Source organism: Colwellia chukchiensis (assembly GCF_002104455.1).
Taxonomy (GTDB): Bacteria; Pseudomonadota; Gammaproteobacteria; order Enterobacterales; family Alteromonadaceae; genus Cognaticolwellia; species Cognaticolwellia chukchiensis.
This window is the reverse complement of sequence record NZ_NBOC01000023.1, coordinates 1-26,361: the sequence shown is the minus strand read 5'-3', so window position 1 is coordinate 26,361 and position 26,361 is coordinate 1. Positions and strand designations below refer to the sequence as shown.

The window sequence follows — 26,361 nt, the reverse complement described above, 5'->3', positions numbered from 1 at the left end:
AAAATCGTTCTCAAAGGAGAACTAAAATGAATAATCCAAGTGAAAATAGAAATCCAAGAGTGTTAGATACATCGGCACTAGTTCATGATCCAAAGTCATTGCTCGCTTACAGTGAAGATGTATACATCTGTCTAACAGTTCTAGAAGAATTAGATAACTTAAAAGAGAGAACTAATAAATCGGTAAGTGCGGATGCTCGTGTATGTATCCGTATGCTTGAAGACATTATAAACGGGCACAGTGCAGAAGAAATGGAAGCAGGTATTCCACTGCCTTCTACTGAAACAGCTAAAAGAGGCAAGTTGTTCATTGGTATTGATACTCAATTGGACATGGCAAAAGAGTTAAAGCACACGATTGGTAGCGATGCTGATAACAGAATAATTAACTATGCACTGCATCTTCAGAAAGAGTTAGATAAAGACGTTACCATCGTTAGCCGCGACATCAATATGCGATTAAAAGCTCGAACTGTTGGTGTTATGGCTGAAGATGTATCCGTTGATAATCAAATCGCAGATATAGATTTGCTTTATACAGGCGTACAAGCTTTTGAGGGTGATCTTTTTGATCGAATTGAATCAGATAAAGATTTCAAAGTCTCAGGAGAGGTTTATACATTCCCAATCAGCTTGTTCAACGATGAAGTTCAGCCAAACATGTATTGGTACGATGAAGCCGGACACATTGGCCGGATTTCAGAAGTGACTGATACTGAGGTATACACAAAGTTATTGCCTCGTAAGCAAGAAAAGGTATGGGGCATATTGCCAAAAAATCAGCGTCAAGCGGTAGCTTTAAGCCAATTAACAGACCCTTACTATGACTTAAATATCATCCTTGGCCCTGCTGGCTCCGGAAAAACTTTTTTGGCAGTTGCTTCGGCGCTGCATCAAGTATTGGAGTTGAAAAAGTACAAAAAAATCGTTGTGGTACGCTCTAGAGACTTCATGGACGACGATCCCGGATTTCTTCCGGGGGATTTAACTGAAAAATCGATGCCTCTTCTGGCAGGCATTACCGATGCATTAATTTCAATGCATTCAGATGATAATCATGAAACAAATATTCATGCAACAGTTGAGCATGTGATCGAAAAAGCCAATATAGAATTTACTAGTATGGCTTACTTTCGAGGCCGTTCAATAGACGATGCTGTTTTAATCATTGATGAAGCTCAAAATATGACACGCGCTCAAATTAAAGGGATGCTTAGTAGGGGAGGTAAAAATTGTCGTACAATTGTACTTGGTAACCTTGCCCAGATTGATGATAAGTTTGTAACACCTGCTTCGTCTGGTGCAAGTGCGGCTGTTAATGTGTATCGTCATTATGAAAAAGGATCAGTGCTGATCTTTGATGAAGTCGAGCGTAGTAGCTTGGCTGAATTCACTGAAAAGAACATGTAGGCATCAAACGACAATTCACATTTCCTTATAATATTGCGACAATAGCCACTGCTTTTTGCAGTGGCTTTTCAGAGAAGCCCGTTCCCACGAAAATAGGACGAAATGGATTTACTCTGAACTAAAAGATTAAATATTCACATAAAAACTGAGTGACATAGGTGCGTGGCCTAGCGTTGCCGTTTTTTGGTGTATTGATGTCTTTTAATAAAGAAGACCTGCTAGTAAATATAAAAAGGCAGGCAAAACGATTATCTAAATTATTAACTATTCCCCTTGGACAGGCGCAAGAAGGGGCAGCTATTTGTCTTTACGGCTGTGACAGTTACAGTGATTTACTAGTAAAAATAAAAGCTGAATCTTTTGACAACCCATTGATAGCACTGTCTGCGCTCTCACCAAACTCGGAAATATTTTTAGTAAAAATATTAGCTAGCCACTTAGATAGCATTATTGGAAATTTTGAAAAAAAATTTCCCGGCTCCAATATAAATGAAGAAATGGTCGTATCCCTATTTGGGCTTAGCTTTTCAGAGTTCAAACTCAAAATATCTACCTAAAGTTGTACAAATACGTAAGTTGTCATTTTGTTTTTTGGCGATATTATAAGATGAAGGCTGAACGGACAGCCTACGCCTACGCATGTTTTTCGGCTGAAGAATGTGAACAGTGAAGCGGAGCATCCGAAAAGTTTGGTTATTTGAACAATAAATAAAGCAATGTGTTGGTAGGCCATTGTTTATTGAGAAGTTGTTTGGAGAACTAAATGATCTCGCTATATCAATTAAAAAATAAGTTAAATAAACAAGCTAAAGACTTCGCATTACTTTTTGAGTTACCAGATTTATATGCACAAGGACTTTGGAGTAGAGGTGTCTATAGCTGTGCTCACTTTACACAAGCGCATGAGCGTCTGCATGAAGCTTTTGATACCCACAATCTTAATTCAATTCTAGAACACGAATCATTTAAATACTTGATGATCAATGAATACGATGATTCGGAAATCATTGAATCACTTCATCAGGAAATCACCTCAATGGCATCTGAAATTGAAAGCTTGATGCTGGTAGATATCGAAACTTTAGAGTTAGTTTCAGTGATATACCAAGTATTAGGGTTACCTGAAGATTCCAAGTTTATTGTAAATACAGGAGCTGACTTCCGCTTAGAGTGGCGACCATACTTTGATGCCTTTGATGATCCGTTGATAGTTCAATATGCAGATTTAAAAGTTCATGGTTGTTATTTCAGGCTCATCGCTTCAAAGTTTCCGTTTGAAAAGCTTTCCTTGGATAACATTAAAAAATACATGTACATCAATCATGTAAACCATGATGGTGAATTCGAAGGCTGTATATCCGGCGGAAATAGCTTTTCGAAACATGAACATTGGCTGATGTTGACACTCGAACTATTCAACAGCGGCAAAGTAAATAAGGCTCAGTTCAATCCATCAACTTTCAAAATCGAAGGTATGCGCTATTTGGTATATGGCTTCCCACTGATTCCTTCCTTTACATCTGATTGGTACAAACCTGATTTATGTCTACGAGTCAAAAATCTAGATGGCGATCAGAAGTTCATTGTTCGTATTGATCAGCAGACTCTTGTTTTTAATGCTCGACGTGTTGATACCAATTTTTTTAACACTATCGATTATGAAAAATACATTTCATTGTATCAATCTAGTGTTCTGTCACATTTTGATGCTGACAAGAATTTACTAGAAGTCGATGGGGTTAAATATCTAAGCTTTTTCCGCCCGTTTTGCACAGAAGACAGGGAGGAAGCACAAGCATGAGACCTAGAGTAAAACTAACTAACGCCACACTTATCTCAATTCAACCTATTACAGAGGAAACAGTTGAACAGGTGCTTTACGCTACCTTTGCAGAGGATAATGAAAGCGGTAAAAAAGGTGAGGCTTTGTTCACTACAAAAATTATGGAATTCAATGGTCTCGAATATAGAACCTTTGGCGCTGATTTTTATACCTTAGATGCTGACCCAAAAGAGTTCGATGTAAGTGTATTTGAGTTCAATTTAATGCATGAGTGTATGTACTCTCCTCAGGAACTTTTAGAACTTCGGGAAATTCTCCCAACTGGCTATTAATTGGGAGTTAACAAATGGATAAAACCTATTTGAAAGATGCCTGCATAGTATCTGTCTATGACTATAAAGAATTTGAAAAACAATTTCTCGGCGAGTTTTTATCAGGAGTTGTTATTGACGATGAAACATTCAGGTTTAGGCCATTTGAGCAAATCGTGACTTCAAAGATTGTTAGCAAATCTGATGTCGAGGATAAATTAGAAATAACCACACATAATGGGAGTTATTATGTGATTGATGCTGACCATAAGTTAATTGATATTTCGTTTGTTGAACTGGTTGTTATGAGAGCAGGAGCTTATTCAGCAGATCGAGTTTTAGAAATGAGGGAACAACTAAAGTCTCGAAATAAAATTCATTAAATAACGAAAATAAGGAGTCTAGAATGACTTCAACAAATTCAATATTCGATCAGATTAGTAATTTTACGTAATAGCTAGCTTTTTAGTGATAGCAATAAAGTGAAGCTTCCAATTCATATTCCTTGATTCGGAAGCTTCACAATTGATGAAAATTGAATTAGCGGGATAACTCCTCAATTTTCTTTTTGGAGAACCAGCGATATAAAACAGGCAAAACAAACAATGTGAGTAATGTTGCTGTTATCAAACCACCAACTATAACACTTGCCAGTGGTCGTTGTATTTCAGCTCCTACACCATTTGACATTAACATCGGTATTAAACCTAATGCAGATGTTATTGCTGTCATAAGAACAGGTCTTAAACGCGAAGTTGCTCCTTCAAATACTGCTTGGGCAACATCCAAGCCATCCCTAATTCGTTGGTTTATACTCTCAACCATTACTACACCGTTTAGCACAGCGACACCAAATAGGGTAATAAAGCCTACTGAGCTTGGCACAGATAAGTACTGACCAGATAGATACAAAGAGAATATTCCGCCGATCACCGCTAAAGGAACATTTACTAATATCAGCATTGCTTGTCCAACAGAGCCAAAAGCAAAATAGAGTAACAATGCAATCAGGGCCAGTGATAGAGGTACAACAATAGCTAATCGATTTTGAGCACGTTGCTGACTTTCAAATTGACCACCTATTGCAACAGAGTAACCAGCAGGCAAATCAACCTTTTCTGCGATGACTTTTCTAATGTCGGTAACAACACTACCCATGTCTCTATTTTGCACGTTGGCTTGGATAACAACACGCCTTTGCACGTCGTCTCTTCTCACTTGTGGTGGGCCAGATTCAAAGGAGACAGTTGCTACATCACCAAGACGAACCCAAGCCCCTGTTGGAGACTGAATGCGAATATCAGAAATAGCTTCTTTATTACTACGATATTCTTTTTCTATACGCACATATATATCATAACGCTCATTACCGTTGATGATTTGTCCTGCTTCAATACCACCAATGCCATCTCGCACAATTTCCATAACATCACTGACAGAAAGGCCAAAGCGAGAAAGCTCTTGTCTGTTAGGCTTTACAACTAACTGAGCTTCACCAGCGATTTGTTCAAGAGCGACATCTCTAGCGCCTTCAACGTCTTTGATTGCCAATTCAATTTCCTGTCCTTTAGCTGCCAATATGTCTAGATTTGGGCCAAAAAGTTTTATCGCTAATTGTGCTTTTACACCAGATAATAGTTCGTCAACTCGTGTCGCAATAGGTTGAGAAAAGTTGAGTAAAAGACCCGGAAACTCTTCTAAAGAACGTTCCATTTTATTTTGCAGTTCATAGCGATTCGAGGCAGTGGTCCATTCGGCGACTGGCTTTAAACCTATATAAATTTCAATATTATTAACAGGCTCAGGATCACCTCCGATTTCGGCTCGTCCTATTCGGCTAAGCGCATAGGTTACTTCAGGAAATGCCATCAATTTATCCTCCAAGATAGGTGCGACACTTAATGCTGTATCCAAGCTTGAAGAAGGAGCGAGTGTAACCCTTAAGTTAATTGTACCTTCTTCCAGTTCTGGAACGAACTCTGTGCCAATATAAGGCACGATTGAAAATGCAGACACAACCATTATTAAGGATGCTGATACAATTAATTTGGTGTGTTTAAGTGCGAACTTAAGCCCTTTTCTATAAAGGTTATTTAATGGTTTAAGTACAAAGCTTTCTCTCTCCTTCACTCCTTTTTTGAACATATAAGTAGCAAGTGCAGGAACGATAAATAAAGCAACTACAATGGCCGAAATAATAGCCAAAATGATACTAACAGCCATCGGTTGGAAGAGTTTGGCTTCTACGCCTTCAAAGCTAAACAAAGGTAAGAACACTACCAAAATGACAGATGCAGCAAAAAAGACAGGTCTTGCAACTTCTTTCCCTGCTTGTTTTAGTCGTAATTTAATTCCATGATCGTCTTGCTCTACAGCATGTGGATCAATATCAGAACTTGGTACGCGTTCTTGCACATTTTGTTTATGAGTAGCGTCTGGTCGGTTTAAATGTTTAAACATGTTTTCAACCATCACAACCGAGCCATCGACCAGCATACCAATTGCTACCGCAATGCCACCTAGCGACATAAGGTTTGCCGATATACCCCACCAAGCCATTATCATCAGCGCAATGCCTATTGAAATAGGGATCGAAATAAGGACAAGAAAAGTCGCTCTTAAATTCATTAAGAAAAGTGCTAGTACGATACAAATAAAGATAAAGGCAAGTGAGAGTGCATTTACTACGGTACTGACTGCTTTTTCGATTAAATCAGCTTGATCATAGAAGGGTTCGAAGCGAACACCGTTAGGTAACGCCTGATTGATCAAAGGGATTCTTGCGTTAATACCATCAATGGTTGCTTTTGTATTTGAACCCATACGTTTTAGCACAATGCCTGATACGACTTCACCCAAGTTTTCAACCTTTCCATCTGCTGTTTTTCGGGTCATAGTGACCGCACCTTGTCGAATCTCATTGCCTAATTCGACTTTGGCGATATCGGAAACTGTCACGACTGTACCATCAACGGTTTTTACAGGTACTTGCTTAATGTTGCTAATGCCTGCTTCACCACTTTCGAACCAGCCTGTTCCTCGGATGACAAGTTGCTCTTGCCCTCGATTCATATACCAACCGCCAACGTTGGCATTGTTACTATCAAGCGACTTAACGATATCTTCTTGTGATAATTTATATGCAAGGAGCTTAGATGGATCTACGTTAACTTGATACTGTCTAACGTTTCCGCCGAAAGATAAGACGTCGGTGACACCATCGACTGGCATAATGAGCAATTTAATTATCCAATCATTTAAACTTCTTAATGCCATTGAGTCATATCCTGCGTCTTTATCTGACACGAGCAAGTATTGAAATACTTGTCCTAGCCCAGACGTATTTGGTCCCATTTCAGGTGTACCTACACCGTCAGGTATCAACTCTTTTGCTGCTTGAAGCCGTTCAAAGACGAGCTGCCGAGCAAAATAGATATCAGTCCCTTCTTTAAAGACGACAGTAACGCCAGACAACCCTGTTTTGGAAATTGAACGTACTTGTTCAACATCGGGTAACGCATACATGACCGCCTCAATCGGATAAGTAATGAGTTGTTCCACTTCTTCTGCTGCAAGCCCCGGCGCTTCCGTGTTAACAGCGACTTGAACATTGGTTACATCTGGGAAAGCATCTAAGTTCAGTTTGGGGATCACCATTATTGCGCCAACAATAGTGGCAAATAAGGCAATCAGTATAAGAAGCCTGTTATTGACAGACCAATCTATAATTTTATTAAACATAGCGGCTCTCCCTAATGGTTATGCGGATCAAATCCGCCTTTAGCTATTTCAGAAGCAACAAAAAACGCTCCTTGAGTTACCACACGAGTACCACTTTCTAAACCAAAAATTTCTCTGAAATTACCTAGTGCACGACCTAACTCAACCTCTTTCGCTTTGAATTCACCGGGATGATCCTCAACAAATACGGTCCAGTCTCCGTCCGCACTTCTAATTAAAGCTTCTTCTGGAACAGCCATCACTTTATGCTGAGTAGCAAATTGAAAATATACTTTAACAAACATGCCTGAATGGAGGTTGTCATCGGCATTATTAACACCTAGGCGAATGATTCGAGTTCTAGTGATGGGATCAATCGTGTGGGCTTCCTGAATAACTTTTGCCTTGTAATCCTCACCTTCTAATTTGACTATTGCCGGAGAATTGATCGATAGATTGAGCTTTTTATTAGGTGAGACTTTAGCTTCAACCCATAGTTGATTTTCATCAGCTAAAAGCATGATAGTATCACCAGCATCGGTTCGTTGGCCTTGGATGAAATCATCTTGTAAAACCACCCCTTCTCGTTGAGCTATTAGCGAGTATTGACCGAAAGTAGTGATGTCTTTATTTGATATATCTTTTATCGCTTTTTCAGTTAACCCTAGTGCGATAAGTTTTCCGTATGTGGCGTTAAATGTGGTTTGAGCCTGAAGTAAACGACTTTCACTTACTGTTTTGTTACCTAATTTCTTTACTCGCTGCCATTCAGTTGACGCAATCAAGTAATCAGCTTGAGCTTGAGCCATTGCTTCACTAAATAGGGTTACTAGCTTTTGTCCCTTTTCAACATGTTCACCGAGCGCAGCATGTCTGCTAATTATCACTGACTCGGTACGAGGAGAAACAACATAACTATTATAACCATCTGCTTTCACCTCTCCGGGGGCATAGATAGTACTGAATTGATAGTCCGGTCTAATGCTTTGAACTTGTATATTGGCAAGCGACATTTTTTGAGGGCTTAGAGTAATACCTTCTTCATGTTCCTCTTCGGTTTCTATATTTTCGCTCTCATGGTCGTGACCATGTTCGTCATGTTCTGTGCCTTTTTCAGAATGGTTGCCTTCATTTTCCTGATGGTCTTCTTCAGTATGACTTTCACTATCATGGTTATGCTCATCTTTGAGAGTTGTTGGGGGTTTAGAGTGTTCGTCATGATCGGAGCCTTTCTTAGAATGTTTTCCTTCACTTTCCGAGTGTTCGTGGTTATGTTCGTTTTGTTTTTCTTTTGACTGTATCTTTTCAGGGGTATTAGTATCCAATTGTTGAGCGTACAATTCGCCGCTTAACGTTCCCCCTAACAAAAGTCCGCTAATTACTATTGCTAATATTTTTTTGCTAAATAATGTATTCATTTTTTTACCTATATTCTTTTAAAGGTTAAGATTTTTAATGGCAGTTTTTGACTAATTAAATCTTAAACTTAGATAATTGACCCATGCTCCAAATGAAGGCTATTTCAGAGAGTCTAAATTGTTTTTCTAGTTGAATGCCTGAGTGCAATCCATCAGCTCTTTGGCTCAACGCTATTAGATAGTCTGAAGTATTGATGTCTCCAGCCTCCCAACGAGCGTTTAGCAACCTCGCGCTATTATCAATTCGGTTTTGCATAAGGTTTTGCCATCGCTGATAGTATTTTTTACTGATCATGAGGGATTCATAGTTGGCCTGAGCTTCAAAAGAGCGTTTTCGATAAATGGATTGGAAATAAGCTTCCGCAGCAACGGCTTCTGAATATGCCGCTTTAGTAGCATCGGAATAGTTATTTCTGATATTCAAAGGCATAGAGAATGTTAAGCCAACGATATTATCGTCACTATTTTTTCCTGCGCTAATCCCTATGGTGGGATTAGCTTTATTCTCTATGGTTGTTAGTTGTGCTTTAGCTTGTTGCTCTTTCCATTTTGCTTTAGCCAATTGTACTTGGGGGTGTTGTTCAATCCATTCAGCTTTGTATGAATAGTTTTCAACATCGAAATCAATAGAGATTTTACTGGCTAACTCTGGTGTCCAATCAGGCAGCAGCTCTTTAACTTTAACCTCAGCATTTTTTAGCTCTATTTGATATTCAGCTATTTCACTAAAAACTTGAGACAAGTTTAAGTAAACCAGCTCAGCATCTAGAGGCTCAAGTATTCCCGCCTTTTGTTTGTCTTCCACAATACTAAGTAAGGTTTGCAGTTGACTTTCTCTCTCCGTAAATAGCTGTGCAGTATCTTTCGCTGATTGCCAATTTGTCAAAGCAATTAACGCATCGGCCTTTTTTGAATCGATTAAATTCAATAAGTGCTGCTGGCTGGCATAAAGAGTTATCTCGCCAATTGACGTATTGGCAGAGCGTTTATCCCAAAAATCAATGGTCTGACTCAAACCGATTGAATAGTTATTAAAATCACCTTCTTTCTCAAAACTTGCGTCAAGCTCAGGGTTATATATTGCCTGAGTTAAGCTTTTTGCATGATGATTGCTTGCGATTAACAACTCTCTTGCTTCAATTATTTCGGGATCTTTATTTATTTGTGTGTCTAACCACGACTCACTTTTTTGCTTGCTGTAAGCGGCATATGAAATACTTACAAGCAGGCAGAATGACAGGCAAGTGCCTGTATTTTTTATATATTTATACATAAGACTTCTTAAATTTTAAGTGTTAATCATCTCTCATTTACCGATTTTTAATCGATAAATGGACGGATATAAATTTAGAAATTTAAGAAATAGGAGGGCGTAATATAGCGTCTAAAAATTCTTTTGTTTGACCGAATTGATAAGGTATTAGGTTGTTGTTATATAACTTTGTTGCACTATTTGAATTGCTAATTAATATCCAAGATAAGTGGTTGCCGCTACAATGACCACAATGATGACAATCCTTGATATCATGAGGTTCATCATCAGCGTTTTCATTTAAAATATCGCGATCATCTTTATGGTCATGTTGAGTTTGCAGGTGCTCTACATCGATTTGATGATTCTCAGAAGTTGCAGACGCAATAGAGCTTATCGATTGTAGAACAATCGAAAGAACTAATATTATCCTTAAAGCAACAGTGAAATTCAAAATAGACACCCATAAAATTGTGAGATAAAACTATAACAAGAAGCGACAGTTGAGACTAGCTCTATGTTTCTTTTTCATGCTCATCTCTGCAAGTTTCTTTGGGAAACTCAAACTCAATGGTTGTATGAGACAAATGATATTCTGAAAGTTCAATTGCGATAGTTTGTTTTAATGCCACGAGTTCATTCACACTTGAGTTTTTAGATAACTCCAAATGAGCTGTTAGTACATGACTTTCTCCGTCTAACGACCAAAAGTGCATGTGATGAACCCCATTAACTTCAGGTAATTTAATTAAAGTTTGTTTGATATTCTGTTGAGTTTCTTCATCTGGAGCGGCTTGAAGAAACAAAACAAGTGTAGATTTTAGATTTCTGAAAACATTAAATAAAATAAATAATGTAAAACCAATTGATAGCAGTGGGTCTAGTATTGGCAGTTCTACAAATAACAACACAATTGAAACAATTAGAACGGCGACCCAACCCAGAACATCTTCCAGTAAGTGCCAAGTTAGTACTTTTTCATTTAAAGTTTCCCCAGCTTTTAATTTGAATACGGCATACCCATTTACGGCAACACCGAGTATCGCAAGCCCTAACATTCCTTCAACTACAGGCATTTCAGGGTTGGTTAGCCTTGGAATTGCTTCAAACAACACCCAAATTGAGCCAATTACTAATACAACGCCATTTACCAATGCCCCGAACAGTGTAAGTCGGCGGTAACCATAGCTGTATTTATCTGGCGCTGCTTTGTTTGAAAAACGACTTAATATCCATGCAAAGCCAATCGATAAACTATCTCCTAAGTCATGCACCGCATCAGCCATAATAGCGGTACTGTTGGTGAGCCAACCACCAATAAATTCGATGATCGTAAAGGTAACATTGAGAAAAAATGCCCAACCAATCCTGTCGTCTGTTCCATGTTGATGACTATGACTATGCATTTTGTACCTCCAGCGCTTTATTTTTTCTTAGATTAGTGACATTGAAATTTATTAGGTGGCGGATCACTTTTTGATACATCCAGCGTTTGACTCCAGACAAGTTAGTGCCTTTTTCAAGGTAAAACTCATCAGGGGAATTATAAAGTCCGAAATCGTCGTGAATCCCTTCTTTTTGAATATATGTGTCGGTTCCGCGCCAATCTGTATCTGGTGATGAAAAACATTTTGTTGCAACACCATAACCACAGAAATTGTCTTTTATTTGATTAAACTTTTGCTGTATTGAAGTGAGATATTGATTATCTAAAATAAAGCCCTCTAAATTGATCCAACGTCCTTCAAAGTAAACTTCAACCCAACTGTGAATAATGTATTTGGGCGCTAACCAAAAGACATAGGTAGGAATAGCTCCTTTTTGTAATTGCTGATCTATTGTAAACCCGTGAAATCGGCACTGAATTCCTAATCCACGTAATAAGGCCATTAAAAGGTTGCCCTTAGTGTTACATTGCCCGTATCCGTCAGATAAAACTTCACTTGCGGAAATATCGTCGCTTTCGTTATAGCCAAATAGTATTTCGTCTTTTACAAACTGATAAGCGGTGCCAATCTTGTTGTAGTCATCAAGCTCATGCCATTTTCGATCTGTTATTAATGATTGGATAATGGGGTGTTCAAAGTTAACTATCTCGGTTTTTTCTAGATATTCTTGATTCATAAAGGCTTCCTTACTTTGAATTACAGCAGGTTGATTGTTTATTTTTATCTGATACTTCAGATGTATATTGAGCCGATACTAATTCTCGTTTGGCATCCGTTAATATCATGTAAGCAACTCGAAGAATTAACATTGAAATGATGCTACCAATAACAATATCAGGCCAGCGCTGTTCTAGCACCATGACAAGTATGCCAGCGAATACGACACCAAGGTTTGCGATCACATCATTAGTTGAAAATATCCAGCTAGCCCTCATATGCACTTCATCATTATTGTGCTTTCGTATAAGCATCAAACAAATGACATTAGCGATTAAAGCCACAGAACCAACTCCAATCATAAACCAAGAATGAGGCTCACTTTCTCCAACTAGTCGTCTAGCTATATCGAGAAGAATTAGAACTCCTAACCCCAATTGGAAATAACCACTTACTAATGCTGCATTAGCTTTATGTTCGATTGACTTCCCCACGGCATATAAGGCAATGGCATAGACGATAGCATCAGCTAGCATATCTAACGAATCAGCAATTAATGCGGTTGATTCAGATAACCAACCTAAACCAATTTCAAATACAAACATTGTGGCATTTATAGCTAAAAGCCAATAAAGCACTGTTTTTTGTTGGTCATCTTTTAATTCTACTTCACAGCCACAACCGCTCATTTTTTAACTCCGCCATACTTGTATAATTCAAGTGTAAAACCTATAGTAACTATAGGGTCAAGTTTAAAAAGAAAATATTATGAAAATAGGTGAATTATCGAAAACATCCGGCTGTTCTATACAAACTATTAGATACTATGAAAAAGAAGGATTACTTTCTGAACCAGAGCGTACAGAAGGTAACTTCAGATTGTATGACGTTACCGTTTTGAAGCAATTAGAATTCGTAAAACATTGTCGCAGTCTCGATATCTCTCTTATTGATATTAAACGTCTTATCGACCTAAAAAATAAACCAGAAGAAAGTTGCTCAAGTGTAAATGCGCTGATTGCGCAACAATTAGCTTTGGTAAATAAACGCATGAAAGAATTAAAAGCCTTAAAAAACGAATTACAACAAATGGCTAGTACGTGTAATTCTGATAATACCATTGAAGGGTGTGGGATAATTAAGTCATTAGATAGCTAAAGTGATGTATAAAAGACTCTTTTTTAACTCACCTTGATTATTGATACAGACTAATTAATAGTTATTTTCTTACCCACACGAACAGATTTTAGTTCCCCTGCAAACTCCTTTTCAACTAGCAATAGCGATTTATCGTTTGTATCGTGAGCACCTAATGCGACCATTTTGAGTTTACGGGACATTAAATTTATGTCATTAAGGACGTATTATTTATCAATAAGCGAGCATACTCCTTCGCTGTATATCATACCTTTGACGGGGATGTATATGCATTACAAGATAAACTAGTTGGACTTATAGATGTTCCAATCATGTGCAACGGTTTAACTTTTGACTACTACTTTTGACTACTATACTAACAGTCAAACGAGATTATTAATGTTACATGTTCCCCTTTGAAAAATTGACGATAGTCAAATATTCATAAATGTTTACATGACATCAATTTACTTATTCGAAAATTTGTATTAGCATAGACATGTATATTTTTATGAGAATTTTATGTCTAAAGCATTTTCAAAAGTCTTAGTGATAACGCTTATGCTGTTTGCCTTTGTAGGGCAAGCATTTGCGTATTCTGCTATGCCTTGCGAAATGTCATCAGGTTCTCATGAATCACACATGAACATGAACATGGATCATGGTGATATGAATAAAAGCAGTAATGGTCAATCAGAAGATTGTTGTGACGTTGAATGTATTTGTCCTGCAAATGCTTGCTCATCTACGACAGTCCTAAATTCCAGTGTTGACTCGACAGATATTCAAATATTGAGTGAATCTGTAGCTGCTATGCAATCTAAACAACCTCATTCAATTTCCACTTCCCTTTATCGTCCACCAATTTTTGCCTAATACAGGATTAGTGCGTCCAAATTTCGCACACATGTAATTAATTTTTCTGTTAGTCAATATAGCGTCGTAGCGCTATAGCTATTTTCCAGCGACGTCTGGGGGCAAAAATGATCAATAAGTATTTAAAAATAGCAGTTGTAATGCTGCTTTCACCTGCGTTTGCAAACGCTAATGAACATAAGCATGCACACAATAACGACGTAACACCTTTGGAGTTAATCGTTTATAAAACCCCAACTTGTGGGTGTTGTAAAAAATGGATAACTCATATTGAAGACAAAGGGATCGTTGCGCATTCCAAAGATTTCCTAAACATCGACAACATCAAAACTAAGCATGGTATCAAACCTAATTACCGTTCATGCCACACGGCAGTGAGTAGAAATGGATTTGCCTTTGAAGGTCATGTACCCGCTAAGTTTATTCAGCAGTTCTTATCAGAAGAGCACCCGAATGCGATTGGGCTTTCAGTTCCAGCAATGCCAGTTGGCTCTCCCGGTATGGAAGTCGGTGACCGCTTTATGCCATACAACGTGTTAATTCTATTTAAAGATGGAACGAGCAAAGTGTACGCAAAAATTAAGAAATACGAGGAGCAATTCTAATGAAATTGAACGCTTCAAACCTTACTTCACTTTCAACTGCACTAATACTCGGATTATCCGTATTCTCAGCTCAAGCTGAGAAAGTGGTGTCACTCGAACAAGCTATCACTTTAGCTCAGCAAAATGATCCTTGGCTTCATGGTAGCCGATTGAAACAAAGTGCGGTTGAAAATAGAAGTATCGCTTCAGGTACTTTGCCTGACCCGAAAGTATCGCTAGGGATAATGAATTTACCAACAGATACTTGGGATTTAGATCAGGAAGGAATGACTCAGCTAAAGGTTGGTGTTTCTCAAATGTTTCCGAGAGGAGATAGTCTAGAGATCAAACAAGACCAGTTAAAAATCGAGTCTACGAAATTTCCACTGCTACGCGAGAATCGTAAAGCGAAGTTGAAAAGCCAAGTGTCACAGCTTTGGTTAGATGCCTACTTAGCCCAACAAACCATTAAATTGATTGAAGCGGATTGGGCGCTTTTTGAGCAGATGGCGGAAGTGGCTAAAGCTAGCTACTCAAACGTTGTTGGTAAAACCAGACAGCAAGATGTTATTCGTGCTCAATTGGAAATCGTACAGTTAGATGACAGATTAACTTCGCAAAAGCAGAAACTAGAAACGACAATCGCTCGCCTTAATGAGTGGCTTCATATTTACGATGCTGACCGATTGAATGAATCATTCAACTTTGACGCGCAACCACTAGAGTTTAGCGTCTCAAAAGAATTGCCTTCGATTCGATTGAATAATCCAACAGTCCTAAAAGCATCTAATTACTCAAGAAATCTATTGGCTCAGGAACTTGCTAATCATCCAGCAATACTTGCAATTGATGTGAAACGCAAAGCTTCAGAAAAAGGTGTTGAATTGGCTAAACAGCAATATGAGCCGCAATGGGGGGTTAATGCGAGCTATGCCTATCGTGACAATATGCCGTCTGGTGATAGTCGAGCTGACCTATTTTCTGTTGGGGTAACGTTTGATTTGCCGTTGTTCACAGAGAATAGGCAAGATAAGCAAGTTGCAGCTTCTATTGCTGATTCAGAAGCTGTAAAAACCGAGAAATTATTGCTAACAAAACAAATGATCAGTGCGGTGGAAAAGGAGCTTAGACAGCTTAAACGTTTATCTGACAGGCAGTCTATCTATCAAAAACAACTTCTCAAACAAACTCATGACCAAGCGGAAGCATCATTGACGGCCTACACCAATGATGATGGTGATTTTGCCGAAGTTGTTCGAGCAAGAATCGCAGAATTGAATGCCAGAATATCAGCCTTAAAAATTGATGTTGACGCACTTAAAACAGTTGCTCGCATCAACTATTTCTTTTCGTACTCTCAAACTAACTCAAATGCTGAGCATAAGCCAATGCACACTTCGCACAGAATGAATCAGCACTTATCCAATCAGCAATTTGGAGAAAAATAATGTCAACGAATACAAAAACAATTATTGCCATCATCATTGGGGCAGCAATAGGTGCTGGAGCATTAAGTTTATATCAAGGTACAGGTTCAAGCGGTAATGGCAATGAAGCTACATCAGGAGAGAAAAAACCGCTGTATTGGGTTGCACCGATGGATTCTAATTACCGCCGTGACAAGCCCGGTAAGTCGCCTATGGGTATGGATTTAATTCCTGTGTATGAAGAAGAATCATCTGGTGATGACTTTGGCCCCGGAGCCGTAAAAATCGCGCCTCATGTAGTGAATAATCTTGGGGTTCGCACTGCTCCTGTTGAGCTTAAAAATATGCATACTGAAATATCAACCGTAGGTTACGTTCAATATGATGAAGATAAGCTAATTCACATCCACCCACGTGTTGATGGTTGGATTGAAAAGCTCTACGTCAAAGCAACAGGTAATCCTGTAGAGAAAGGGCAACCTCTTTACACGCTTTATTCTCCTCAGTTAGTTAACGCGCAAGAAGAACTATTAATAGCTATAAAGCGCGATAATAGTTCTTTAATTGCGGCGGCCAAAGATCGGCTTAAAGCGTTACAGCTTTCAGCAGACTTTATTCAAAAACTTGAAAAGACACGAAAGGTTCAGCAAACCATCACCTTCTACTCCCCTCAGGCAGGTGTTGTTGATGGTTTGAAGGTTAGAGAAGGTTTTTATGTAAAGCCGGGAAACACCTTATTAAGCATTGGTCAGCTAGATCAAGTTTGGGTTGAAGCAGAAGTGTTTGAACGTGACGCAGCCTTAATTAAAGAGGGACTTCCTGTATCAATGACACTTGACTATTTACCCGGTGAGGACTGGGCAGGTGTCGTTGATTATGTCTATCCAACATTGAACAGTAAAACACGCACACTCAGAGTGAGACTGAAGTTTGACAACCCAGACTATCAATTAAAACCAAACATGTTTGCACAAGTCTCTATTCACGCTAATCAAGCTGATAGCACCATACTCGTGCCTAAAGAAGCCGTTATTAGAACAGGTAAACAAGACAGAGTAGTACTTGCGTTAGGTGATGGGCAATTTAAATCTATTGAAGTGACTATTGGCCGGGTTGATATCGACAGCATCGAAATATTAGACGGCTTAAATGACGATGATGTTGTGGTGACATCAGCTCAATTCTTGATTGATTCTGAATCAAGTAAAAGCTCTGACTTTAAACGAATGACTCATGATGAAGTACCGAACTCTGTTTGGATGCAAGGTGATGTTAATAGTGTTATGGCTGGGCACCGCATGGTTAATATCAGTCACGGCCCCGCTGAAGCTTGGGATTGGCCTGAGATGGTTATGGATTTTACTGTGGCTGAAAAAGTCGATATTGACTCTTTAAAGTCTGGTCAATCTTTACATTTTGAGGTGAGTAAAACCGAAGATGGTGGATATGAAATTACTGGAGTTCATATCATGAGTGAGTCTGCTGATATGAGTGAAGAAGTATCTTTTGCAACAGTATCAGGTCTAATCAATACGATTGATATTGATACACGGATTCTAAATATTAGCCGAGGCCCAATAGGTAAATGGGATAGACCTGCTGCGACGATGGATTTTATCGTCGCGGACAAAATAGAAATAGTTGATTTCAACGTTGGTGATAACGTCATTTTCACTTTCGAGGTGAAAGATAATTTGGTTATCACTGAAATCTCTCTTGAATCAGATGAGCAACATAAGCATGAACCAAAAAGTGCTGTTGACCATTCAAATCATTAAGTTAGGAGATAAATAATGATTGAATCAATTATTAGGTGGTCGATAGGTAATCGCTTTTTCGTCATCTTAGCTACCTTAATTTTGATTGGTGGTGGGTTATTCTCAATTAAAAATACACCAGTTGATGCATTACCAGATCTTTCTGATGTTCAAGTGATAATTAAGACGAATTATCCCGGTCAGGCACCACAAGTAGTGCAAGATCAAGTTACTTACCCTTTAACAACAGCAATGCTGTCAGTTCCGGGGGCTGTTACTGTTCGGGGATATTCATTTTTTGGAGACTCCTTTGTTTATGTCATCTTTGATGAAGACACCGATTTATATTGGGCAAGGAGCAGAGTACTTGAGTATTTAAGTCAAGTAGCCCCTTCGCTACCCGCTACCGCACGTCCACAACTAGGACCTGACGCCACAGGCGTTGGCTGGGTTTATTTATATTCCCTTGTAGACAAAACGGGCAGCTTGGATATTAGCCAATTGCGTAGTATTCAAGATTGGTTCTTAAAATATGAATTGCAAACTGTACCCGGAGTTTCTGAGGTTGCTGCTGTAGGTGGCATGGTTAAACAATATCAAATACAAGTCGATCCCGATAAATTAAGAGCCTACGGTATACCACTTAGTCACATTCAAATGGCACTTAAACGTGGTAACCAAGAAACAGGTGCCTCAGTTGTTGAAATGGCGGAAGCAGAGTACATGGTTACCGCAACTGGCTATATCAAAAGTATTTCCGACATAGAGTTGATCCCTCTTGGTGTTAACGCACAAGGAACCCCGCTTACCATTGGCGATGTGGCGGAAGTCAACCTAGGTCCACAAATGAGGCGAGGCATCGCTGAACTAAATGGTGAAGGAGAAGTCGTTGGTGGTGTTGTTGTTATGCGCTTTGGCGAAAACGCACAAAAAACAATTGATGGTGTTAAAGCTAAATTAGAAGAGTTAAAAAAAGGGCTGCCTGAAGGAGTTGAAATAGTCACGGTTTATGACCGTTCTGGCCTAATTGGAGAGGCGGTAGAAAATCTTTGGGGTAAATTACTCGAAGAGCTTGCGGTCGTTGCAATTGTATGTGTTGCATTTCTATTTCATTTGCGCTCATCGATTGTAGCAGTTGTTACTTTACCTATTGGCATCTTAGCGTCATTTATCATCATGCATATGCAAGGAATTAATGCCAACATTATGTCATTAGGTGGCATTGCTATTGCTATTGGCGCGATGACAGATGGTGCGATCGTGATGATTGAAAATATGCATAAGCATATGGAGAAAACACCACTAACAGATGAAAATCGTTGGCAAATAGTCTCGAAAGCTGCAAGTGAAGTAGGTCCTGCACTATTTTTTAGTTTGCTCATCATTACAGTCTCATTCTTGCCTGTATTTATTTTGGAAGCGCAAGAAGGAAGAATGTTCTCTCCTCTTGCTTACACAAAAACATATGCAATGGCCGCATCAGCAGGCTTAGCGATAACATTAGTGCCTGTTTTAATGGGGTATTTTATTCGAGGAAAAATTGTTTCAGAAAAGAAAAACCCTTTAAACAGACTGCTAATTGCTATCTACATGCCTGTTTTAAAGCAAGTTATGAAGTTTCCTAAATCGACAATAGTAGCAGCAATATTAGTGACGATTGTTGGTTTTTGGCCTGTCGATAAAATCGGTAGTGAATTTATACCTCCTTTAGACGAAGGCGATCTTATGTATATGCCGACCACCTATCCGGGAATTTCTATTGGTAAGGCAAGAGAAATTCTACAGCAGACAGACAAGCTAATTAAAACAGTGCCAGAAGTTGAAACTGTTTTCGGTAAAGTTGGACGAGCTGAAACTGCAACTGATCCCGCGCCTTTAACTATGATTGAGACCTTCATTCAGTTGAAGCCTCAAGAAGAGTGGCGTGAGGGAGTTACAACAGAATCTCTAAAAGCTGAGTTTGATAAGTTGGTTAAGTTTCCGGGCTTGACGAATGCTTGGGTTATGCCAATCAAAACTCGTATTGATATGTTGGCAACAGGTATTAAAACGCCAGTAGGTATTAAAGTAGCAGGAGCTGATTTAAATACGATTCAAGAGATAGGGCAACAAATAGAGCAATTGTTACCAGAGGTGACAGGGACAGCTTCAGTTTATTCTGAACGAGTTGCAGGTGGACGATATATTAAAGTTGATATTTCGCGTGAAAAGGCAAGCCGTTTTGGATTAAATATCGATGACGTGCAGCAAGTAGTGTCAACTGCTATTGGAGGGATGAATGTCACTCAAACTATTGAAGGGCAAGAGCGTTACCCTGTCAACTTGCGATACCCACAAGATTATCGAGACTCTCCGGAACAGTTATCACGATTACCCGTTGTCACTCCTAATGGGCAACGTATCGCTTTAGGTGACGTAGCTGAAATAAAAGTAGAAGTAGGTCCTCCGGGGATTAAAAGCGAAAATGCTCGTATTAATGGCTGGACATTCATTGATATAGAGGGCGTTGATGTTGGTACTTATGTTGAAAGTGCAAAAAAACACTTAGCCAACAACCTAATATTACCAGCAGGATATTCAATTACGTGGGCTGGCCAATATGAATATATGGAAAGAGCGAAGGCCAAGCTAACTTATGTTGTTCCATTGACGCTCGCCATAATTGTTATTTTGCTTTATTTGAATTTCAGAGCGTTTAGTGAGGTTGCGATCATCATAGTGACCTTGCCAATGGCGATGATCGGTGGCTTATGGCTGATGTATTTAGAAGGCTTTAACTTCTCTGTAGCTGTTGGTGTAGGCTTTATTGCGCTGGCTGGTGTTGCTGTTGAGATAGGTGTGATAATGCTGGTTTATCTCAATCAAGCACTCGCTGAACTGAAGGAAAAAGCCGAGGAGCGAGCAGAACTTATTTCAGATGATGCTTACCAAGATGCATTATTGCACGGTGCAGGCTTACGAGTGCGCCCTGTTATGATGACGGTTGCCACAATCATTATCGGTTTAATGCCTATTTTATATGGTACAGGTACAGGCTCTGAGGTAATGAGTCGTATTGCAGCACCTATGGTAGGCGGAATGACAAGTGCTGTTTTGTTAACACTAATTGTGCTTCCAGCCATTTATTCAATCGTTAAAAAGCCTGAAGTAAATGCCTTTAACAAGGAGCTTTCTAAGGCGGAGCTAAAAAGTAATGCTTAGCGAAGTTAAGAAAACCATAAATAGCAATTTCAATAAACTAAAATAGAGGTAAATATGAAAAAATTAATTAAATTTTTAACCGTAATCAGTGTCGTTTTTAGTAGTGCGGTATTTGCGCATGTGCATCTTGAAAAAAGTGTGCCTGCTGATAATGCAATGCTAATGAACCCTCCAGAAGAGTTAACTTTGGTGTTCACCAAAGAGGTACGGGTTATAAAAGTTTCGTTGACCAATAAACAAGGCGAAGAGTTTAAATTTGGATTCGAGCCTTCTAAAGCCGCTACTAGCAAATTTACATGGAAACTACCTAAGTTAGCTCCTACAAACTATATCGTTGATGTGACCTTCTTAGGTAACGATGGTCATAAAATGAAACATAGCTTCGGCTTTATGGTTCACTAAAATAAGGCGGTGTGATTGATATGGAAATGTATATCTGGAATACAGTCATTGTACTGTCTAAAATTGTATTTTACGTCGGCTTTGCCTGTATTGCTGGTTATACATTTTTCAGGCAAATATTTGAGAATAATGAATCTCATACTAATGCTGTAATAGCGAATTTAACGTGGACAAGAACTTATATAGTTATGGCTTTGATCGCTAATATTACTTGGTTCTTTGCCAGTACTGGTGCAATGGCAGAAGAGGGAATTCAGGGGGCGATAGACGCTGATATGTTGGCTATTATGTGGGACTCCTCTGTCGGCACTGGAGCTTTGCTTCGAGCGCTTGGGCTAGTTACCGCAATAATCGCTTTAGCTTTAAGGTTCAAACTCGCTGTGAACTCGTACTTAAAACAAAGCGCTTTAATGTTGAGTTTATTAATCCTTGCATACTCATTCACGTTACTGGGTCATATTTCTGAGTTAGGCACAATTGAAAAAGGCTTGCTTATTTTGCATGTGCTCGTTATGGCATGGTGGTTTGGGGCGTTATTGCCACTAAAACAGGCTTGCCATCAGCTAAGTTATGCAGAACTTCATTTGCTGATGGAAAGCTTTGGCAAACAAGCAAGTTTTACAGTGAGCCTATTGTTGGTAGCAGGCCTCTGGCTCGTGATTCAATTGGTCGGAAGTCTTGATGCACTAATAAGCTCAAGTTACGGACAAACACTGTTGTTTAAATTGGCCCTTGTAGTGTCTATTTTGGCACTTGCTGCTAAACATAAACTAATACTCGTTCCACAACTTAAAAATAGTCAAGGCAGAGAGGCTTTATCTAAATCTATCTCGATAGAAATGGTAGTAGCTTTTGCCATTTTATCTGTAACGGCTGGGCTTACTAGTGTTGTTGGCCCTGCAAATTAAAACCTAAAAGAGAGAATGAAAATGAAAACAATAAATATATTACTCGTTTTATTAATGACGTTTAGTTTCGCAGCAAACGCTCATGGTGATAAGAACAAAGACAAAGGTTTGTTTAAAGGTATAGATACCCCTGCCGCAAAAGTTGTTTTGGCATTTCATCAAGCACTTGAAACTGGCAATCAAAAACAGGCTAGAGCGCAGTTAGCGGATGATGTCACCATTTTCGAGGGAGGCCGCGTTGAAAGGAGCGCTGATGAATATGCTCATCATCATATGTTGTCGGATATGAAGTATTTAGCAGCGATGAAGAGCGACACACTTGAACATCAAGTAACGATTCTTGGAAATACCGCTATATCTGCTTCGCGCAGTCATACTAAAGGTACTTACAAAGGTAAAGAGCGCGATTATCAAGGCATGGAAACGATGGTGCTGGAAAAACAAAATGGTGAATGGAAGATTAAGCACATTCATTGGTCACATTAATTTATTGGTTAAATAACGGAGTACAAAATGAGAATTAAAAATCCATTACATCAAGTTTCTACGCCACGTAGACGCTTTGTACAAGGTGTAATTGCTGGCGGTGTATTAGCTGCTTTTCCAAGTGTTCTTCATGCAGCTTCATCTTTGATTGCTGGAACTTCAACAGGTACTGCGCCCGAACTAAGTGGAGAAGTAATAGATTTAGTGATAGATGAGTCACCCGTAAACTTCACAGGTGTTGTAAGAATGGCTACAACAATCAATGGCTCAATACCAGCTCCTACCTTGCGCCTCAGAGAAGGTGATGACGTTACTATCAGGGTAACTAATAAATTATCAGTGCCGAGTTCAATTCATTGGCATGGGATCATTCTTCCGTATCAAATGGATGGTGTACCGGGCATTAGCTTTAAAGGCATTATGCCTGGCGAAACCTTTGTTTATAAATTTAAGTTACAACAAAGCGGTACTTATTGGTATCACTCACACAGTGGCTTTCAAGAAATGACCGGTATGTATGGGGCGTTAATTATTGAGCCAAGAGAAAAGGATATTATTAGTGCTGACAATGAGCATGTCATCCTATTGTCTGATTGGACTGATGATGATCCTATGGAGTTATTCCGTAAATTAAAAATTCAGGGGGATGTGTTTAACTTTAATCAGCCCACTGTACCTGAGTTTTTTGATGACATAGCAACAAGCGGCGTTGCTAATGCACTTCAACGACGTGAAATGTGGAACCAGATGCGAATGAGTCCAACCGATTTAGCTGATTTATCGGCTTCGGCAATGACCTATTTAATGAATGGTACTGCGCCAATGGCTAATTGGCGTGGGCTGTTTAAAGCGGGCGAAAAAGTACGTTTAAGATTTATTAATGGCTCAAGTAACACCTTTTTTGATGTACGTATCCCAGAGTTAAAATTAACTGTGGTACAAGCAGATGGACAAAATGTTGAACCCGTTACCGTAGATGAGTTTCGCTTTGGTCCAGGTGAAACCTACGATGTGCTTGTCGAGCCTAAAAATGACGCATACACAATTTTTGCACAAAGCATGGACCGCTCAGGTTATGCCAAAGGGACTTTGTCTGTCGCTGCTAATATTGATGCGCCAGTGCCTGCACTTGACCCAGTTGAGTGGTTAGCAATGCGGGATATGATGGGCAATATGGATCACTCTGCTATGCCTGGAATGGATCACAGCGCTATGGGCCACGCTAGCATGGACAAAACCAGTATGGATCAGGGGGCAATGGATCATAGCACAATGGACCACGGTGCAATGGCAATGGATCATAGCACAATGGACCACGGTGCAATGGCAATGGACCATAGTAAGCATAATATGGGTAAAAACCCACTGGCTGTTCCAAGTCAGAAAGTTCGCCACGCTAAAACAGAATATGGCGCCTCAATTGATATGCGCGTTGATACGCCACGCACAAACTTAGACGATCCTGGTATTGGGCTGCGCAATAACGGCCGTCGAGTTTTAACACTTGCAGATTTACGCTCTCTTGATGGCATAGTTGACCACCAAGCACCCGAAGCCGAAATTGAGCTGCATTTAACCGGCAACATGGAACGCTACAGCTGGTCTTTTGATGGCTTAGAGTTTGGTAAAAGTACCCCTGTGCATATGAAGCATAATCAGCGGGTACGAGTTATTTTACAAAACGATACCATGATGACACACCCTATGCATTTACATGGTATGTGGAGCGACTTGGAGAACGATCAAGGCGATGTGTTAGTTCGCCGCCATACCATAATGGTACAGCCCGCCCAAAGAATTAGCTTTTTAACTACGCCACATGATCTTGGTCGTTGGGCTTGGCATTGTCATTTACTGTTTCATATGGATGCAGGTATGTTTAGAGAGGTGGTTGTATCATGAGAAATTTAACCTTATCAACAGTACTTACTAGTGCACTATTAATTAGCGCACCGTTATTGAGCCTGAATGTGTTTGCTCAAACTGAAATGGGCGACATGTCTGGCGATATGGCGGGCGATAAAATGCAGCCGCAAGGCGGCGATGCCCCTAAAAATGCTCGCGATCCACACGCTTATGCTAATGGCACAACCTTAACGCAAGGGCCATATGCTTTAGCAGATGGCGAGCGCTTAACCCTTGCAGATGAGTATAAGTTTTACGCTATTTTAGGTGATCGCCTTGAGTATAACGAACAAGCCGATGCTGCTGTTTTCGATTTACAAGCTTGGTACGGCACCACCTTTAATCGATTAGTGATAAAAACCGAGGGCGATGTTAGTTATGGCAAGCTTGAAGAAAATCAAACTGATATTTTATGGGGTCATGCAATTTCGGCTTATTGGGATACGCAAGTCGGTATTCGCTACGATTATTATAAAGAAGGCAAAAACCGTCAATGGTTAGCGTTTGGTATTCAAGGCTTAGCACCTTATTGGTTTGAGCTTGATATGACAGCGTATGTAGGTGAGAGCGGCAATACAGCATTTACAGCAGAAGCTGAATATGAGCTGCTTTTAACACAAAGGCTCATTATACAGCCTCGTGCTGAAATAACATTTTATGGTAAAGACGATGAACAAAATGAGCTAGGCAGTGGGCTATCTAGTACTGCTATTGGCGTTAGGGTTCGTTATGAATTTACTCGCCAATTTGCACCTTATGTAGGTGTAGAGTGGACTAATAAATTTGGTAGCACAGCAGATTACGCCAAGCTAAACGAGCAGAGCAGCAACGATACTGAGTTTGTTGCCGGTTTAAGATTTTGGTTTTAATACGAAGAAATAACTACATTGATTTAATGAGAGCTACCGCAATTATATTGATGGTAGCTTTTCATTTTGTCTGGGATTTAAACTATTTTGGTTATATTAGAACAGACATACCTAACGGCTTTTTCTGGAAAGAGCTAAGAGCAATAATTGTAAGTTTGTTCTTGTTTTCTGTTGGTGCCAGTCTGGTTTATTCCTATCAAGGTGGTATATCAGCGAAGAAATTAGCTTGGCGAACGGTTAAGATATCTAGTGCTGCGTTACTAGTGACTTTATCCTCACTATTTACCTTGCCAGAACATTGGATTTACTTTGGTATTTTACACTTCATAGCAGTTGCAACACTTCTATTAGTTTGGTTGGTGGGGAAACCTAAACTTGCTTTGCTGCTATCTTTATTTATTTTTAGCGCATACATAGCGATAGAAATACCGTGGAATTGGCCTTTTAGCTATATTGAACAATATATTTCAAAACATCCTAGTGACTTGGTTACTCTTTTTCCTTGGTTGGCTTTGCCCTTGCTCGGTATCTGGGCTGCAAATTTCCGAATCTTTCGTCTGGCTCCCGCCAATCAACATGCGATAAACCCTTATTTGACATTGCTTAGTCAACACTCTTTACTGATTTATTTACTTCACCAACCTTTGCTTTTTGCTGGCTTTAGCGCTATCGAATGGATCAATTGTAAGCGTCCGGTGATCAGCACCTAGCTAAGCTTTACATTCCAAGGTAGCAGAGCTTCAACATCAACATTTTGATCACTGAGTTGTTCAAGACAATAAGCAACATAGTCGAAAGGAGTTAAACCATT

General features: G+C 39.4%; 24 protein-coding genes. 17 read left to right on the top strand and 7 right to left on the bottom strand.

The genetic code is table 11. The annotated features are described in order from the left end of the window. Positions 1–26: 26 nt before the first annotated feature. The 5 genes from B6K83_RS16915 (at position 27) to B6K83_RS16895 (ending at position 3,886) form a co-directional block, all read left to right on the top strand. Positions 27–1,409, top strand: a complete 1,383-nt coding sequence (locus tag B6K83_RS16915; protein ID WP_085286043.1) for a PhoH family protein — start codon at positions 27–29, stop codon at positions 1,407–1,409. Positions 1,410–1,603: 194 nt separating this feature from the next. Then, entirely contained in the window at positions 1,604–1,966 is a 363-nt protein-coding gene (locus tag B6K83_RS16910) for a hypothetical protein (RefSeq protein WP_076920056.1), read from the top strand. Between the two features lie 206 nt (positions 1,967–2,172). Beyond that, positions 2,173–3,210, top strand: coding sequence for a hypothetical protein (locus B6K83_RS16905; protein WP_085286042.1), 1,038 nt, complete (start codon positions 2,173–2,175; stop codon positions 3,208–3,210). Beyond that, positions 3,207–3,524 carry a hypothetical protein gene (locus B6K83_RS16900; RefSeq protein WP_085286041.1) on the top strand — a complete coding sequence of 106 codons (318 nt, stop codon included), beginning with the start codon at positions 3,207–3,209 and terminating at the stop codon, positions 3,522–3,524. Before B6K83_RS16905 ends, B6K83_RS16900 begins: the two co-directional genes overlap by 4 nt. A gap of 14 nt (positions 3,525–3,538) precedes the next feature. Next, positions 3,539–3,886: a hypothetical protein gene (locus tag B6K83_RS16895; protein WP_085286040.1), complete on the top strand. Its 348-nt coding sequence runs from the start codon at positions 3,539–3,541 to the stop codon at positions 3,884–3,886. A 157-nt stretch (positions 3,887–4,043) separates the two neighbouring features. On the opposite strand, the gene B6K83_RS16890 is transcribed toward B6K83_RS16895, so the two are convergent. From B6K83_RS16890 to B6K83_RS16860, 7 genes are all read right to left on the bottom strand, one after another. Beyond that, positions 4,044–7,244: an efflux RND transporter permease subunit gene (locus tag B6K83_RS16890; RefSeq protein WP_085286039.1), complete on the bottom strand. Its 3,201-nt coding sequence runs from the start codon at positions 7,242–7,244 to the stop codon at positions 4,044–4,046. A gap of 11 nt (positions 7,245–7,255) precedes the next feature. Further along, a complete protein-coding gene (locus B6K83_RS16885; protein ID WP_233144083.1) occupies positions 7,256–8,641 on the bottom strand; it encodes an efflux RND transporter periplasmic adaptor subunit in 1,386 nt (461 codons plus the stop codon). A 55-nt stretch (positions 8,642–8,696) separates the two neighbouring features. After that, positions 8,697–9,914 carry a TolC family protein gene (locus tag B6K83_RS16880; RefSeq protein WP_085286038.1) on the bottom strand — a complete coding sequence of 406 codons (1,218 nt, stop codon included), beginning with the start codon at positions 9,912–9,914 and terminating at the stop codon, positions 8,697–8,699. Between the two features lie 82 nt (positions 9,915–9,996). Beyond that, positions 9,997–10,356 carry a hypothetical protein gene (locus B6K83_RS16875; protein ID WP_233144082.1) on the bottom strand — a complete coding sequence of 120 codons (360 nt, stop codon included), beginning with the start codon at positions 10,354–10,356 and terminating at the stop codon, positions 9,997–9,999. Positions 10,357–10,408: 52 nt separating this feature from the next. Then, positions 10,409–11,299, bottom strand: a complete 891-nt coding sequence (locus B6K83_RS16870; protein ID WP_085286036.1) for a cation diffusion facilitator family transporter — start codon at positions 11,297–11,299, stop codon at positions 10,409–10,411. Further along, positions 11,292–12,017 carry a transglutaminase-like domain-containing protein gene (locus tag B6K83_RS16865; protein WP_085286035.1) on the bottom strand — a complete coding sequence of 242 codons (726 nt, stop codon included), beginning with the start codon at positions 12,015–12,017 and terminating at the stop codon, positions 11,292–11,294. The genes B6K83_RS16870 and B6K83_RS16865 overlap by 8 nt, the downstream gene beginning before the upstream one ends. 10 nt (positions 12,018–12,027) lie before the next feature. After that, entirely contained in the window at positions 12,028–12,687 is a 660-nt protein-coding gene (locus tag B6K83_RS16860; protein WP_085286034.1) for a cation transporter, read from the bottom strand. Between the two features lie 79 nt (positions 12,688–12,766). Here B6K83_RS16860 and cadR point away from each other — a divergent pair, with 79 nt between their 5' ends. From cadR to B6K83_RS16800, 12 genes are all read left to right on the top strand, one after another. Next, complete coding sequence (gene cadR / locus B6K83_RS16855; protein ID WP_085286033.1) at positions 12,767–13,156, top strand: Cd(II)/Pb(II)-responsive transcriptional regulator; 390 nt, start codon at positions 12,767–12,769, stop codon at positions 13,154–13,156. Between the two features lie 501 nt (positions 13,157–13,657). Continuing rightward, entirely contained in the window at positions 13,658–14,011 is a 354-nt protein-coding gene (locus B6K83_RS16850; protein ID WP_074988940.1) for a hypothetical protein, read from the top strand. A gap of 107 nt (positions 14,012–14,118) precedes the next feature. Beyond that, on the top strand, positions 14,119–14,616 hold the full coding sequence (locus B6K83_RS16845) for a DUF411 domain-containing protein (RefSeq protein WP_085286032.1): 498 nt from the start codon (positions 14,119–14,121) through the stop codon (positions 14,614–14,616). After that, positions 14,616–16,043: a TolC family protein gene (locus tag B6K83_RS16840; protein WP_085286031.1), complete on the top strand. Its 1,428-nt coding sequence runs from the start codon at positions 14,616–14,618 to the stop codon at positions 16,041–16,043. The genes B6K83_RS16845 and B6K83_RS16840 overlap by 1 nt, the downstream gene beginning before the upstream one ends. Continuing rightward, positions 16,043–17,800, top strand: coding sequence for an efflux RND transporter periplasmic adaptor subunit (locus tag B6K83_RS16835; protein WP_085286030.1), 1,758 nt, complete (start codon positions 16,043–16,045; stop codon positions 17,798–17,800). The genes B6K83_RS16840 and B6K83_RS16835 overlap by 1 nt, the downstream gene beginning before the upstream one ends. A gap of 15 nt (positions 17,801–17,815) precedes the next feature. After that, on the top strand, positions 17,816–20,980 hold the full coding sequence (locus tag B6K83_RS16830) for an efflux RND transporter permease subunit (protein WP_085286029.1): 3,165 nt from the start codon (positions 17,816–17,818) through the stop codon (positions 20,978–20,980). A gap of 54 nt (positions 20,981–21,034) precedes the next feature. Further along, entirely contained in the window at positions 21,035–21,382 is a 348-nt protein-coding gene (locus B6K83_RS16825; protein ID WP_085286028.1) for a copper resistance CopC family protein, read from the top strand. A 20-nt stretch (positions 21,383–21,402) separates the two neighbouring features. After that, positions 21,403–22,290, top strand: coding sequence for a copper resistance D family protein (locus B6K83_RS16820; protein ID WP_036934206.1), 888 nt, complete (start codon positions 21,403–21,405; stop codon positions 22,288–22,290). A 15-nt stretch (positions 22,291–22,305) separates the two neighbouring features. Further along, the gene (locus tag B6K83_RS16815) at positions 22,306–22,776 is read left to right on the top strand and encodes a YybH family protein (RefSeq protein WP_085286027.1); all 471 of its coding nucleotides are present in this window, start codon (positions 22,306–22,308) and stop codon (positions 22,774–22,776) included. A 27-nt stretch (positions 22,777–22,803) separates the two neighbouring features. Further along, positions 22,804–24,678: a copper resistance system multicopper oxidase gene (locus tag B6K83_RS16810; protein ID WP_085286026.1), complete on the top strand. Its 1,875-nt coding sequence runs from the start codon at positions 22,804–22,806 to the stop codon at positions 24,676–24,678. Next, positions 24,675–25,550: a copper resistance protein B gene (locus tag B6K83_RS16805; protein WP_008128029.1), complete on the top strand. Its 876-nt coding sequence runs from the start codon at positions 24,675–24,677 to the stop codon at positions 25,548–25,550. The genes B6K83_RS16810 and B6K83_RS16805 overlap by 4 nt, the downstream gene beginning before the upstream one ends. Further along, positions 25,541–26,260, top strand: a complete 720-nt coding sequence (locus tag B6K83_RS16800; RefSeq protein WP_269844024.1) for a heparan-alpha-glucosaminide N-acetyltransferase — start codon at positions 25,541–25,543, stop codon at positions 26,258–26,260. Before B6K83_RS16805 ends, B6K83_RS16800 begins: the two co-directional genes overlap by 10 nt. The last annotated feature ends 101 nt before the right edge of the window (positions 26,261–26,361 follow it).